Source organism: Polynucleobacter antarcticus (genome assembly GCF_013307245.1).
GTDB classification, from domain to species: domain Bacteria; phylum Pseudomonadota; class Gammaproteobacteria; order Burkholderiales; family Burkholderiaceae; genus Polynucleobacter; species Polynucleobacter antarcticus.
This window is the reverse complement of record NZ_CP028941.1, coordinates 721,300-734,538: the sequence shown is the minus strand read 5'-3', so window position 1 is coordinate 734,538 and position 13,239 is coordinate 721,300. Positions and strand designations below refer to the sequence as shown.

General features: G+C 45.5%; 14 protein-coding genes. 10 read left to right on the top strand and 4 right to left on the bottom strand.

All coding sequences use genetic code 11. From position 1 onward, the window contains the following. Entirely contained in the window at positions 1-759 is a 759-nt protein-coding gene (locus DCO16_RS03755; RefSeq protein WP_173942416.1) for a DNA/RNA non-specific endonuclease, read from the bottom strand. Positions 760-1,370: 611 nt separating this feature from the next. Between DCO16_RS03755 and DCO16_RS03750 the strand changes: the two genes are divergently transcribed. Next, on the top strand, positions 1,371-2,273 hold the full coding sequence (locus tag DCO16_RS03750) for a transglycosylase SLT domain-containing protein (protein WP_173942415.1): 903 nt from the start codon (positions 1,371-1,373) through the stop codon (positions 2,271-2,273). A gap of 75 nt (positions 2,274-2,348) precedes the next feature. Here DCO16_RS03750 and DCO16_RS03745 read toward each other — a convergent pair whose 3' ends face one another. Then, positions 2,349-2,696, bottom strand: coding sequence for an FKBP-type peptidyl-prolyl cis-trans isomerase (locus DCO16_RS03745; RefSeq protein ID WP_173942414.1), 348 nt, complete (start codon positions 2,694-2,696; stop codon positions 2,349-2,351). An 86-nt stretch (positions 2,697-2,782) separates the two neighbouring features. Between DCO16_RS03745 and DCO16_RS03740 the strand changes: the two genes are divergently transcribed. Next, positions 2,783-3,799 carry a DUF6352 family protein gene (locus tag DCO16_RS03740; protein WP_173942413.1) on the top strand — a complete coding sequence of 339 codons (1,017 nt, stop codon included), beginning with the start codon at positions 2,783-2,785 and terminating at the stop codon, positions 3,797-3,799. An 11-nt stretch (positions 3,800-3,810) separates the two neighbouring features. Here DCO16_RS03740 and DCO16_RS03735 read toward each other — a convergent pair whose 3' ends face one another. Further along, positions 3,811-5,013, bottom strand: coding sequence for an MFS transporter (locus DCO16_RS03735; RefSeq protein ID WP_173943760.1), 1,203 nt, complete (start codon positions 5,011-5,013; stop codon positions 3,811-3,813). Between the two features lie 206 nt (positions 5,014-5,219). Here DCO16_RS03735 and DCO16_RS03730 point away from each other — a divergent pair, with 206 nt between their 5' ends. The 6 genes from DCO16_RS03730 to DCO16_RS03705 all read left to right on the top strand — a co-directional run bounded on the left by DCO16_RS03730 (position 5,220) and on the right by DCO16_RS03705 (position 11,538). Beyond that, positions 5,220-7,451, top strand: coding sequence for an NADP-dependent isocitrate dehydrogenase (locus tag DCO16_RS03730; RefSeq protein WP_173942412.1), 2,232 nt, complete (start codon positions 5,220-5,222; stop codon positions 7,449-7,451). A gap of 286 nt (positions 7,452-7,737) precedes the next feature. Next, positions 7,738-8,697, top strand: coding sequence for a protein-methionine-sulfoxide reductase catalytic subunit MsrP (msrP, locus tag DCO16_RS03725; protein WP_173942411.1), 960 nt, complete (start codon positions 7,738-7,740; stop codon positions 8,695-8,697). 19 nt (positions 8,698-8,716) lie between these two features. Further along, a complete protein-coding gene (gene msrQ, locus DCO16_RS03720; RefSeq protein ID WP_173942410.1) occupies positions 8,717-9,301 on the top strand; it encodes a protein-methionine-sulfoxide reductase heme-binding subunit MsrQ in 585 nt (194 codons plus the stop codon). Between the two features lie 18 nt (positions 9,302-9,319). After that, complete coding sequence (locus DCO16_RS03715; protein WP_367652074.1) at positions 9,320-9,895, top strand: lipocalin family protein; 576 nt, start codon at positions 9,320-9,322, stop codon at positions 9,893-9,895. A 1-nt stretch (position 9,896) separates the two neighbouring features. After that, on the top strand, positions 9,897-10,835 hold the full coding sequence (locus DCO16_RS03710) for an MBL fold metallo-hydrolase (protein ID WP_173942409.1): 939 nt from the start codon (positions 9,897-9,899) through the stop codon (positions 10,833-10,835). Between the two features lie 31 nt (positions 10,836-10,866). After that, positions 10,867-11,538, top strand: coding sequence for an SDR family NAD(P)-dependent oxidoreductase (locus tag DCO16_RS03705; RefSeq protein ID WP_173942408.1), 672 nt, complete (start codon positions 10,867-10,869; stop codon positions 11,536-11,538). On the opposite strand, the gene DCO16_RS03700 is transcribed toward DCO16_RS03705, so the two are convergent. Beyond that, positions 11,535-12,068, bottom strand: a complete 534-nt coding sequence (locus DCO16_RS03700) for a DUF2889 domain-containing protein (protein WP_173942407.1) — start codon at positions 12,066-12,068, stop codon at positions 11,535-11,537. The genes DCO16_RS03705 and DCO16_RS03700 overlap by 4 nt on opposite strands. A gap of 138 nt (positions 12,069-12,206) precedes the next feature. Between DCO16_RS03700 and DCO16_RS03695 the strand changes: the two genes are divergently transcribed. Next, positions 12,207-12,947: a pseudouridine synthase gene (locus DCO16_RS03695; protein ID WP_173942406.1), complete on the top strand. Its 741-nt coding sequence runs from the start codon at positions 12,207-12,209 to the stop codon at positions 12,945-12,947. Then, on the top strand, positions 12,934-13,230 hold the full coding sequence (locus DCO16_RS03690; RefSeq protein WP_173942405.1) for a 4a-hydroxytetrahydrobiopterin dehydratase: 297 nt from the start codon (positions 12,934-12,936) through the stop codon (positions 13,228-13,230). The genes DCO16_RS03695 and DCO16_RS03690 overlap by 14 nt, the downstream gene beginning before the upstream one ends. The last annotated feature ends 9 nt before the right edge of the window (positions 13,231-13,239 follow it).

Genomic DNA, 13,239 nt, shown 5'->3' with positions numbered 1-13,239 from the left:
TTATTTGGTGGGTACTAAAGGAACTGTTGAGTCTTTGGAATCTGCTGGCTCACCAGATCCAATTAGCAAATGAAAATCAATCCCAATTTTTTGCATCAACTCCGCATAGGAAATCAGAGGGCTGACTTGCGCCTCATTGGTGTTCTCTATCCAGTAAGCCCATGCATCTTTTTTAATGGGGTCATAGACCAACTTATATAGGTGAGAGGGAATAGTGACCTTACTGATGCCTATGCTGCCTAAGCTTCCGTACGAACCCGTAAAGACATAAAGATCCCCTGCCGCACGTTTGGCATACATGCGGGTAGGCTCTTCAACCCGCTTGGCCCAGATGCCCTGATTATTTTGTGGGGCTTGCGGCATCATGTTCGCCAGAGAAAATGATTGAGCCATACCCCGTTCGCGGGTCATATCACCAGCGGGTACGTTATGCCCTCGGTCATAACCACTGCCACGGTAATCCGCGAGCAAGGCACGCTCACGTAAGGGCAGTCTTGCCTCCTCATAGAACTGATTGGTACGTCTTGGGCGCTGACCCTCTAGCGCTCGACCATTGAGTTTTTCCACGGTATAGATTGGTTTTTTATCTGTGGGCGAGTACAAAATCGCAAAGTCATCAAAACAAAGGTCTCTGCCTACTTGGACGCTACTAGGAACCTGCTGACCTGGAAAGAGGCTCTTGCATTGATCAAATAGTGCATGAGCACTCAGGGGAAGGCTAAGCGCTATGAATAAGAGGGGGTGGGTGAGCCATTTCATGTAATGACAGTGTAGGGGAGCATGGGGGTGGTTACTCAACTTGGGCCCACTGTTACTACAAATTAACTCTCTTAATAGGCTTTCTTAATAAGCTCTCTGAATAATGACTTAGCCATTCAACAAGTTTGGAAACATTAGCTGTGAAGCTAGTACTCATCAGGGTTTAACCGCATTAGAGATTAAAACAAGAGACAAAAGCAAAGATTAATAGAGAGTAAAAATGACTTGATGAGAAGGCAAAAAAGATGCGCTCTAAAGTCTCCATCAAACACTACCGGTAGAAATAAAGCACAGGTTACACACTAGATGTATGGGTCAAGCACCGTTTTTTTGAGAGCCAAAATAGAAAAAAAGACGGATTTTCAGGTCTTTCTTATAGTGTGGAATAAGTCCTTACTAACTTTCCTAAGTAATTGAATATAAACAAATAAATGTGTGGCTGGATATCCAGTGACAAGGTAAAGTCCGTAACAAGATCCAAAAGTTATGTAAATCTATTCCTTTATGCTTGACTAGATATAAGAACCTTCATAGGATGACGCATGTTTATTACTTATTGCAGTGCAACATAGATTGGTTTCTTTAATTTATGGAGTGGTGCAAGACCAAGAATGATTAAATGTTTTTTAAATAATGTCAGCAACTTTCCAGGATCGCATTCAGCAATTACTGGCGCTAAGTTACTTCTGACGCACACCTTATCTCCGATATATCGGGTGATGAATGGCCTGCTGGCCTTAATGGTTTTTATGGTTGTTGGGTTTTGGCTTTCAGGAAACGGTACACAGGCAGGTGTTTTTGATCTCGCTAGAATCTTGGTGCCCGAGGAAGCCCGTCAGATAGTTTGGCAAAGCGGCGCTGGCATGCTTGATCAATACCAGGAAGCTACCCCTCAGCAGCAGAAGATTGCTTTGTTAATGCCCTCCGTAGCCCATGCTCAAGTCAGACCCATTTCTCATCTGTCAGATCGCATCCCCACATCCAAAATAGATCCACAAGCGCAAGACTCTAAGTTAATGGTGTCGGTACGTAATCAACGCGCTGTTGCTGACTTTTTTGAGAAAAAATACAACTTGGATCGTACGAAGATTGAAGAGTACGTATCCAATGCGGTATTCATTGCAAACGAAGTCAATATTGATCCCGTACTATTGCTGGCCGTGATTTCCGTTGAATCGAATTTCAATCCAGCTGTTAAGAGTCACGCTGGAGCAGAGGGATTAATGCAAGTGATGACCTTAATTCATAAAGATAAGTACGCCTTGTATGGTGGCATCGGCGATGCTGTTAAGCCAGAAGTCAATATTCGGGTGGGGGCATATATCTTGAAGCATTTAATCGCCAATGCCGGCTCACTACGCAATGGCTTGAAATACTATGTGGGTGCTGCTAATGCTGAGCATGATGGCGGCTACGCTGATAAGGTGATCGCCGAAAGAGATCGTTTGATTGCCCTGTGTCAAACAGTGCCATCGAATAAGTTGACTCTGAATGGTAAGGATTTACGCTCTTAAGATTTGCAGCAGGAACGCATAAAAAATAATGGCCACTCTGGGAGTGGCCATTATTCCATTTAGGTTACATCAACATTAATTGACCCCGTGCAACTCCACATCAAATATCAGAGTGGCATTGGGTGGAATAACCCCACCAGCGCCACGGGCACCATAACCCATTTCAGATGGGATGATGAGGGTGCGTTTGCCACCAATTTTCATGCCGGCAACGCCCTCATCCCAGCCTTTAATCACTTGGCCAGCACCGAGCGCAAAGCTAAATAATTGGCCGCGATCCAGCGAGCTATCAAACTTCTGACCCTTCTGATCTGGCGCTTTGTCATCATATAACCAGCCTGTGTAATGCACGTCAACGTGCTTACCGGCAGTAGCTTCCGTACCATCTCCTACTACAGTGTCTATTTTGTTCAATTCAGTCATGTTTATCCTCCTATTTGGCCCACATTGAGCAGCTAGTATATTCTGAGCTTTATCTTTTGTATGAGTTCACCAGTGCAATTAACAACATGACTACATTCTGGCTCCAATCTGCGTATCAAACCCTCATAGTGGGTCCTGATAATCAACTGCAAGTGACAGATGATTTTTTGCGAACCTATTTACTGCGACCCGAACTCAATCTCGTTCCTGAATCGTGTGATGCTGAACGCGCTTTGCATAAACGCTTAAGTGATGATCCCCGTGCAGAGATTGCTGATGCAGAAATTGCAGCAATGGCAGATGTGGATATTCAGGTGAACTACCAAGTATGGTTAAGGTACCGAGCAAAGCTCTTAGCCGCCAGCTCCTTAGAGAACTTTTACATGAGTTTATTTAAGGGCGATGGCGTGGATGTGCCACCTTTATTTATTGGGCTTTTAGCGCAAATCTTTGTGAGACACATTTTGGGTGAAGATTGCCACCCTTTGGATGCGCGGATGGGTGAACTCTTTTTCCGTACCCAAAAAATTAGCGTACTGGAAGACAGTATTGTGATGGGTGCAGATGAAGAGGTAGTCGATCGCAATGCGAAGGCTGGTGAAAACGGTGACATCATGGATTTACTCAAGGGTAAATCGATGACGATGCGATCCATTGATTTGGATGTCTTGCATGAAGAAAACGCGGATCTGTATTGGGAGCAAAACGAAGAATATGCATTTGCAATTCAACTGAACTTTGGCCAGCCTCCCATCAATCATTTCTCTCGCCTATTAGAAAAGTGGATAGCGCATTTCTTGGGAGTGAAGGTGCGTGTCACTCCTATGCAACAAATTACCGATGCTAAATGGTCTTGGCATGTAGGCTTGGATGCAGTAGCTACTGACATTCTGAATAAACTCTATAACAAAGAGACAGTCGATCCAGATGAATTAGAAAAAATCATCTGTTTATTTCGCTTAGACTTTATTGATGAGGCAGCTGTATCTCAGGCACAGGTGGGTAAGCCAGTCTATATGGGCATAGCGATGAATGATCAAAAGCAACTCAAACTTAAACCCCAAAATCTTTTGTTTAACTTGCCCTTAGCCAAAGTATCTTAGTAGTCGGCGCCTTAAACAGATGCTGATTTGGCATGTTTTTTTCTGTGAGTGCTCAGCCAAATTAGCGCTGCGCCGGTAACGAATACCGGGAATAACGATCCCAGGTTCAGTAAATTCCAGCCTTGCGTGGTGACTAGGGCACCGGAGCCAAAGGAGCTGAATGCCATGGTGCCAAACACAAAGAAATTAATGGCAGCTTGGGCCTTATCGCGCTCTTCAGGTCGGTAAGCCGTCATGGCAAGAGAAGTAGCGCCAGTAAATAAAAAGTTCCATCCGACACCCAATAAAAAGAGGGCAATTAAAAATTGATGAAGGTTGACGCCTGTTAAAGCAATCGCGATACAAATGAGATTAAGGATGACACCCACACCCATAATTTTGAGTGTGCCAAAGCGTTGAATCAGGGACCCTGTGAAAAACCCAGGGGCAAACATGCCGATGACATGCCACTCCAATACCAGTGCCGTATCCGAGAATGCGATGCCACACATTTGCATGGCGAGTGGGGTAGCGGCCATCAAGAGATTCATGACGCCATAACCCAGAGAGGCGCCAATGATCGCCACTATAAATACAGGCTGGCTTAAGATAGTTTTTAAATCCCGACCAGCTGAAAGATCATGCTTGGTTTTGAATTCATCGGGAAAGTGAATGAACTGCATCACCAAAACCCCGATCACGCCTGCAATCGATAGAGTGAGGTAAGCCCCCAAAAAGGCTGTATCAAACATATCCCTAGTCCAGGATGCCAAGTTCGGACCAATTACGGCCCCAAGAATACCTCCTGCTAAGACCCAAGAGACTGCTTTATCACGCTGGCTGGCAACCGTCAGTTCGGCAGCGGCAAAGCGATACAGTTGGCCATTGGCGCTGTAGTACCCCGCTATAAAGGTCCCTAATACTAAGAGCCAGAAATTCTTGGAATAGGCGGCATAGGCGCAGAGCAGGGCTGAAAAGACGGCAACCAATAAGCCTAGTTGGAAGGAGATCTTTCTACCAAAACGACTTTGGGACTTCGCCACAATCGAAGTTGAAAATGCACCCCCCACCACATAGCCCATCACGGGTAAGGTTGCCATCCAAGCTTCCGGGCTCAGGCTCAGGCCAACCAGCCCATTAATGGCGATAAACGTCACATTATTGGTGAGAAACAGGCCCTGACAGAGAATCAGAAGGACGAGATTTTTATTGAGTAGTGGGTGTTTACCGGTCATGTTCAGCAGTTTACGGCTTATTGGATGGCTTACTGCCCCGATAAAGGGCATCACATGGCTTTCATTACCCTTCAGTAGCTCGATTCGATGATTTAAAATAGAGAACTAAGCCCATTTCCATCAGAAGGTCAAAAGCCTGGCAAGAAGATGTATTGATGTCATGGTGTGGGCCGGAATCATCATTTATCCAGATTGGGGAAACATTCATGGCTGTAGAGAAATCAAAGATCGTTTATACGCTGACAGATGAGGCGCCATACCTGGCGACTGCTGCCTTTTTGCCGATCATTCGGACATTTACATCACAGGCTGGTGTTGATGTGGTGCAGAGCGATATTTCTGTTGCGGCACGTATCTTGTCTGAGTTCTCAGATTGCCTGACCGCTGAGCAGAAAGTGCCTGATAACTTGGCTGAGCTCGGTCGTATGACTTTGCTGCCAGATACCAACATTATTAAACTGCCAAACATTAGTGCTTCAGTTCCGCAGTTACTTGCCGCCATTAAAGAATTACAGGCTAAGGGCTATGCACTCCCAGAGTTTCCGGATGATCCCAAGAATGAGGCTGAAAAAGTCACTCGGGCGCGCTACTCTAAATGCTTAGGTAGTGCAGTGAATCCGGTATTGCGTGAGGGCAATTCTGATCGTCGCGCTCCCAATGCAGTAAAGCGCTACGCCCGCAAGAACCCGCATTCGATGGGCGTGTGGAGTCAAGCCTCCCGTACCCACGTATCCCATATGCATGGTGGTGACTTCTACGCAGGTGAGAAGTCTATGACCATGACTAAAGCAGCAGATGTGAAGATGGATCTTGTCACGAAGAGTGGCAAGACTATCGTGCTTAAACCCAAAGTCTCTTTACTTGCTGGTGAAATCATCGACAGTATGTTTATGAGTAAAAAAGCCTTGTGTGAATTCTATGAACAAGAAATTGATGATGCTTACAAGACAGGCATGATGCTGTCTCTGCACGTCAAGGCAACCATGATGAAGGTCTCGCACCCTATCGTGTTTGGTCATGCGGTGAAGATTTTCTACAAGGATGCCTTTGCTAAGCATGCGAAGTTGTTTGAAGAGTTAGGCGTCAATCCCAATAACGGCATGAGCAGTGTGTATGACAAGATCAAGAGCTTGCCTGCATCCAAGCAGGAAGAAATCATTCACGACGTGCATGCTTGCCATGAGCACCGTCCGTCCTTAGCGATGGTGGATTCAGCAAAAGGCATTACCAATCTACATTCACCAAGTGATGTAATTGTGGATGCATCCATGCCGGCCATGATTCGTGTGGGCGGCAAGATGTGGGGCGCCGATGGCCGTTTGCATGACACCAAGGCGGTTATTCCAGAGAGTACGTTTGCGCGTATCTATCAAGAAGTACTGAACTTTTGTAAAACGCACGGTAACTTTGACCCCACAACGATGGGCACCGTTCCGAACGTGGGATTAATGGCGCAACAAGCCGAAGAATACGGCTCACATGACAAGACTTTTGAAATTGCCGAGGCTGGTGTAGCACGCATTGTTGCTGAAGATGGCACAGTATTGCTAGAACAGCATGTAGAAGAGGGTGATCTCTGGCGCATGTGTCAGGTCAAAGATGAACCGATTCGGGATTGGGTGAAATTAGCCGTTAACCGAGCGCGCCTCTCACACACACCAGCAGTCTTTTGGTTGGATGAGTACCGTCCACACGAAGCAGAGTTGATTAAGAAGGTAAATACTTACCTCAAAGACTACGACTTAACGGGTGTAGATATTCAGGTGATGTCGCAGACGCGCGCAATGCGTTACACCTTAGAGCGCTTGATTCGGGGTAAAGATACGATCTCTGTCACTGGTAATATTTTGCGCGATTACCTGACTGACCTATTCCCGATTATGGAATTGGGTACCAGTGCCAAGATGTTATCCATCGTGCCTTTAATGGCCGGTGGCGGACTGTTTGAAACAGGTGCAGGGGGTTCAGCCCCTAAGCACGTTCAGCAATTACTGGAAGAAAACCATTTGCGCTGGGATTCCTTGGGCGAGTTCTTAGCCTTAGCGGTGTCATTAGAAGATATTGGTGACAAAACTGGCAATCCCAAAGTAAAGATTTTGGCGCGTACTTTAGACGAAGCCACTGGTAAATTATTGGACAACAACAAGTCACCTTCGCCAAAAACTGGCGAATTAGACAATCGCGGTAGTCAGTACTATCTATCGATGTATTGGGCAGAGGCTTTAGCTACACAAACTGAAGACAAAGAGTTGCAGTCTCACTTTGCCCCGATTGCTAAATCATTGGCAGATAGTGAGCAGAAGATTATTGCTGAACTTAAGGCAGTGCAAGGTAAACCCGCCGATATTGGTGGTTACTATGCACCTGATCTCGCGAAGTGTGAAGCCGTTATGCGTCCAAGTGCTACCTTTAATCAGATCTTGAAGGCAGCAGCTTAATGTAGTAGCTGAGGTAAATGCGCGATAAAAATGCAAACTTTCGGGTTTGCATTTTTTTTGTCCTTCCATTAAATAAACATCAGCAAACCTCAAAACATCCTAGTAAGCCTGGGCCAATATTGTTTACTACATTCAAAAGGGCGGAGTTTTTAAAAAAAGCATGCTTAGAAGGCTAAAAATACCCCATCTTCCGCCTCTCTATTCTATGCTCCTGCACTAAATCGACTTCCGTAGGAGAATGTTCCTATTCGGATGTATTCATCATTTAGTTTAAAAAGGTTCCTCTATGCGTCTTGATGATCAAAAGTTACTTGCCCGTGAGATTACCCCTCAGGCCGTATTTGAAAATCGCCGTAGCTTGATGAAGTCGGCAGCAGCTGGCGCCTTTGGCATGGCACTGGCACCTTGGTTTTCGCGTGAGGCATTGGCATCTCCACAAAAACTCATCGCTACGCCTAACCTGGCTTTCTCTACTAAAGAAGAGACTACGGGTTATCAGCACGTCACTACCTACAATAATTTTTATGAGTTCGGAACAGATAAGGCGGATCCCGCTGCGAATGCTGGTAGTTTACAAACCCGCCCTTGGACAGTATCGATTGAAGGTTTGGTGAAAAAGCCAGTGACCTTAGATATTGACGCCTTGCTTAAATTGGCGCCGATGGAAGAACGGGTCTATCGTATGCGCTGTGTCGAGGGTTGGTCTATGGTGATTCCCTGGGATGGCTATGCCTTATCTAAATTACTAAACTATGTTCAGCCTCTAGGTTCTGCTAAGTTTGTAGAATTTATTTCTCTAGCGGACCGCAAACAAATGCCAGGCTTGAAAAGCCAAGTGATTCAGTGGCCTTACCGCGAGGGTTTGCGTCTAGATGAGGCGATGAATCCTCTCACACTCCTAACCTTTGGTTTGTATGGAGAGGTGCTGCCCAATCAAAACGGTGCACCGGTAAGAATCGTAGTGCCCTGGAAGTATGGCTTTAAAAGCGCCAAATCACTGGTTACGATTCGTTTGACCGAAGAGATGCCAAAGATTAGCTGGAGTCAGTTTGATTCTCGCGAGTATGGTTTTTATTCCAATGTGAACCCTTTAGTAGATCATCCACGCTGGAGTCAGGCGACAGAGCGTCGTATTGGTAATGTCAAAGGCATCTTTGCACCCAAGATCAAAACCCAAATGTTTAACGGTTACGCCGACCAGGTAGCTAGTATGTATGCGGGCATGGACCTCAAGAAATTTAATTGATAGTGATTACTCTGCTTTTATGAAGGCAGTTATTTTTCTTTTAGCGCTCATCCCGCTTGATCGCTTGATATGGCTTGGTTTTACGGATGGTTTAGGCGCTAACCCGATTGAGTTTATTACTCGCTCCACCGGAACCTGGGCCTTAGTGTTTTTGTGCCTCACGCTTTCGATGACGCCACTGCGTTTAATAACGCATTCGACAGTGTGGATTCGGTATCGCAGAATGCTGGGCTTATTTAGTTTTTTCTATGCCTGCCTGCATTTTGGAATTTGGTTATGGCTAGATCAAAACTTTGATTTGATCGATATGCTCAAAGATGTGGTGAAGCGACCCTTTATCACTATGGGGTTCACGAGCTTGGTATTGCTAACACCGCTTGCACTCACATCGAATCACTGGGCCCAAAGAAAGTTGGGTCGTAGCTGGTCAAAGTTACATTACCTCGTTTATGTGATTGCCTGCACAGCCATCTTGCACTACTGGTGGCATAAAGCTAGTAAGAATGATTTAGATACCGTGAGTATTTATGCTGTCATCCTACTTGTATTATTGTGTTTCAGAATTCCTTATATACGTAACCGCCTCCTTAGTAGAGGTTCTTAATTGGATGATGATGTAACAATGCCACGCACACGCACACACCTTTCGCTCTTGAGCGCTGCCATTGTTATGGTTTTTAGCTTAAGTACGATCCAGGCTAAGGCGCAATCTACTGACTTGCCCCCCGTTCAGACGATTACCTCTTTAGATGTTTCTCGCTACTTAGGCACTTGGTATGAGATTGCCAAGTTCCCAAACTGGTTTCAGAGAAAATGCATCAGTGATACAAAAGCAGTCTATTCAACAAAACCGGATGGCAATCTGCAGGTACTTAATAGCTGCAGATTAAGTAATGGGGATATTTCTACGGCGGAGGGGGAAGCTAGGCAGATTGGCGCCAAAGATTCACCAAAGTTAGAGGTGCGTTTTGCTCCTGTGTGGCTTTCTTTCTTGCCCATGGTATGGGGTGATTACTGGGTCATCGATTTAGATAGCCAGTATCAACTTGCTGTTGTAAGTGATCCGAGGAGGGAGTATCTCTGGATTTTATCGAGAACGCCCCAGATAGATCTCTCAGTCTATGAGCAACTCTTACAGAAATTAAAGCAGCAGCAGTTTGATGTGCTCAAGCTCGAGCTCACACCACAGAAACCTTAAGATGACAAAACAGTGGATAGGAGATTACCTACTCCCCCCTGGTATAGAAATATTTGAGCGGGGTTGGTTGTCAGCAAATACTATTTTTATGTATGGCGATGAGGATGTTTCGCTCGTCGACTCTGGCTACTGTGCCCATCAGCAGCTCACCGTTGATCTCGTAGCTAATGCCTTACAGCAACAGGGTTTAAAAACGCTTCATAAGATTATCAATACCCACTTACACTCCGATCATTGTGGCGGTAATGCCGCCTTATCTGATACTTTTCACCCGGAGATTTGGATACCTGCTTCAGAGGCCCAAGCAGTTTTAGATTGGAATGTCGATTTACTAAGTTATCAGCAGCTTGGTCAAGTATGTCCGCGCTTCACTTATCAAGAGCTACTCGTACCGGGCCAAGAAATCCTATTAGGTCGCTATTTATGGCAGATATTAGCCGCACCAGGGCATGATCATCACGCCATCATGCTCTATCAAGCGGACCATCAGATCTTAATTTCTGGAGATGCACTTTGGGAGGATGGTTTTGGGGCGATCTTTCCAGAACTCTGGGGGGAAGGGGGTTTTACTGAGGTTGGCCAGACCATTGACTTGATTGAGGAGTTGCCGATTGCTCTTGTGATCCCCGGTCATGGCAAACCATTCACAGAAGTGAAGCAAGCGATTGCTAGCGCAAAGTCTCGCTTAGATTATCTGGCTAGTGAGCCTGATCGTAACGCACGCCATGGTGCCAAGGTATTACTTAAGTTCAAGCTTCTAGAGTGGCGCAGTATGGACATGCTGTCAGTAGATCAGTGGATTGCACAAACGCCCATACTCAATCAGATGAGGGGGCAACTGCAAATGAGTATGGAAGATTTTCAGAAGTGGTTACCTCATGCTTTAGTAAAATCAAATGCTGCCAAAATTGAGCAGGGTTATTTGCTGAACCTAGATTAATATGCAGTCATACATGTAAGGCAAAGAGAGCATGCAACATATAGCATTAGTGACAGGCGCAAGTACCGAATTGGGCGAGGCATCTGTGCGACGTTTTTTAGCCCATGACCATCGGGTGATTGCATTGGATGCAGAGTCAAGCCAATTAGAGGACATGAAGCTCTCACTTCCAGTCGATCAGCAGCAAAAAATACTGACCCTATCTTTGGATATGAGTGATGCTGAGCAGGTGGATGAATTGATTGCTAGCCTACTGCCAGAGTTTTCTGCAGTCACAGTGCTGGTCAATAATGCCAGTTTGACACCCACCCAAGGGCAACAACGCGAGGCGCAGCAGACAGATTGGAGTCTGGGAATTAATAGAAATATTAAAGGTTTAGTCCATGTGACTCGAATACTTTTACCTGGGATGGTTGAGCGTCAATGTGGTCATGTGATTAATGTAGGAGCTGTAGGAGCTCAAAATCCCTGTTTGGGTGGCGATGTCTATGGAGGTACGAAGGCTTTCTTTCAGCAATTTAGTTTGAACTTAAGGGCTGATCTCATCGGCACAGCAGTACGGGTAAGTAGCATTCATACCATCGCTACTGAGAAAGAATTATTGAGTGCCAATGATGTAGCAGAGTCTATTTTTTGGGTCAGCCATTTACCGCATCATATGAACATCAATCGACTAGAGTTGATGCCAGCAACTAAAACTTAAGCCTTCCATTGGTAAAACTTGGGGTATTGACGCAGTACTACAGGCCCATCAAAATCCCAAGACTTGCAGGTACCCAAATAGAGTGGCGGCTGGGTAGCATCAAGATCACATAGCGCTCCGGGGATTGATTGAAATGCTGCTGTAGCCATACTGGTTAGGAGTTCACGCAAATGGGTGCAGCCTTTAATGCCACCGAGATGTTCATTAATAGTTTTACGCCAACCTTTACCTATTTGCGCTCCAATCAAGGCATCCATCGGCGGAACCACTTCAGGGCATTCTGGATGGGGGTGGCTATCCATCGCTACTTCAATTCCTTGGATCACTAATTCCAGATTTACTGTAAGCCGAATCCACATGTCATGAAAAGCCTCACCAGGCTCCCAGGTTTTGTCACCAGTGGTGAAGGGGGTGGTTTTGAAGTCTCTTAAATGGGCTTCAATATCCCATAAGCCATCCTCACGCGCATAGCCCTGAAAGGTAATTTCTCGAGTGTGTAATGGGCTTCTCGGGTCTGGACTGGAAAGCATCAGCAGTACCTCAATAGGGTGGGTTAAATGAAGCTAAGATCAATCAAGATTGATGAACAATCTTTGAAACATCTATCATAACGTCATCTATTTATTCAGGTCCTATTTCTTAGCTTTGTAGTATGCTCGGCAACAGATATGGCTAAACCACTTCCACTCGAAAAAATATTATTTAGCCAGGGCTTTGGTACCCGGCGTTACTGTAGTGACCTCGTTTTTTCTGATTTGGTTAAAGTTAATGGTGTACTGGCCGAAGACCCCGATGAGCGCATTCTGACGGAGGGGCTCTTGTTAAATGTCGAGGGACAGGATTGGGAGTTTCATGAAAAAGCCTATATTGCCTTTCATAAACCCATGAATTACGAGTGCTCTCATAAAACTACGCATCATCCTAGTATTTATAGCTTATTACCTAAGCCATTCGTAGAACGGGGCCTACAGTGTGTTGGGCGCTTAGATTTTGATACAACGGGTTTGATCTTGATCTCGGATGATGGTCAGTTTATTCATAAGATGACGACACCTAAGAAAAATATTGGTAAGGTTTATCAGATTGCAACTGCAGACCCGATCACCCAAAAGCAAATCGATCATTTACTTAAAGGGGTGGTGTTGGATGATGATCCCAAACCTTGTTATGCAACAGCTTGTAAACAGCTGAGTGATAGGGTATTAGCCATGACCATCGTCGAGGGGCGTTATCATCAAGTCAAGCGCATGATGGCGGCTGTAGGCAATCATGTGGCCCAGCTACATCGCACCGAGATCGGTCAATATACCTTGCCATTAGATTTAGCAGAGGGCCAATGGCGTTGGCTGTATCCAAATGATTTAATACAATTATCTAAAAGTATGGAGAGCGCAGTTGTCACAGCCTAAATTAATACCAGACCACTTTGACTTTGTCGCTACCGTACCCCAATGGCAGCGTATCGAAGGATCAACGCAACTTGCACGGGAATTTATTTTCAAGGACTTTAAAGGTGCTTTTCAATTTATGACGCTATCTGCAAATTTTGCAGAAGAAATCAATCATCATCCCGATTGGTCTAATACCTGGAATAAAGTATCTGTGCGTCTCAGTACGCATTCCATGAAGACACTCACTGAGCTCGACATTGCTATGGCTTGCGCCATGGATCGATTTGCCCTGCAGGTATAAGCGAATACC

What these genes read in the sequence shown, in the direction of transcription:
- DCO16_RS03755 (WP_173942416.1), bottom strand. Translation starts at nt 759, where the DNA reads ATGAAATGGCTCACCCACCCCCTCTTATTCATAGCGCTTAGCCTTCCC.
- DCO16_RS03750 (WP_173942415.1), top strand. Translation starts at nt 1,371, where the DNA reads ATGATTAAATGTTTTTTAAATAATGTCAGCAACTTTCCAGGATCGCAT.
- DCO16_RS03745 (WP_173942414.1), bottom strand. Translation starts at nt 2,696, where the DNA reads ATGACTGAATTGAACAAAATAGACACTGTAGTAGGAGATGGTACGGAA.
- DCO16_RS03740 (WP_173942413.1), top strand. Translation starts at nt 2,783, where the DNA reads ATGACTACATTCTGGCTCCAATCTGCGTATCAAACCCTCATAGTGGGT.
- DCO16_RS03735 (WP_173943760.1), bottom strand. Translation starts at nt 5,013, where the DNA reads ATGACCGGTAAACACCCACTACTCAATAAAAATCTCGTCCTTCTGATT.
- DCO16_RS03730 (WP_173942412.1), top strand. Translation starts at nt 5,220, where the DNA reads ATGGCTGTAGAGAAATCAAAGATCGTTTATACGCTGACAGATGAGGCG.
- msrP (WP_173942411.1), top strand. Translation starts at nt 7,738, where the DNA reads ATGCGTCTTGATGATCAAAAGTTACTTGCCCGTGAGATTACCCCTCAG.
- msrQ (WP_173942410.1), top strand. Translation starts at nt 8,717, where the DNA reads ATGAAGGCAGTTATTTTTCTTTTAGCGCTCATCCCGCTTGATCGCTTG.
- DCO16_RS03715 (WP_367652074.1), top strand. Translation starts at nt 9,320, where the DNA reads ATGCCACGCACACGCACACACCTTTCGCTCTTGAGCGCTGCCATTGTT.
- DCO16_RS03710 (WP_173942409.1), top strand. Translation starts at nt 9,897, where the DNA reads ATGACAAAACAGTGGATAGGAGATTACCTACTCCCCCCTGGTATAGAA.
- DCO16_RS03705 (WP_173942408.1), top strand. Translation starts at nt 10,867, where the DNA reads ATGCAACATATAGCATTAGTGACAGGCGCAAGTACCGAATTGGGCGAG.
- DCO16_RS03700 (WP_173942407.1), bottom strand. Translation starts at nt 12,068, where the DNA reads ATGCTTTCCAGTCCAGACCCGAGAAGCCCATTACACACTCGAGAAATT.
- DCO16_RS03695 (WP_173942406.1), top strand. Translation starts at nt 12,207, where the DNA reads ATGGCTAAACCACTTCCACTCGAAAAAATATTATTTAGCCAGGGCTTT.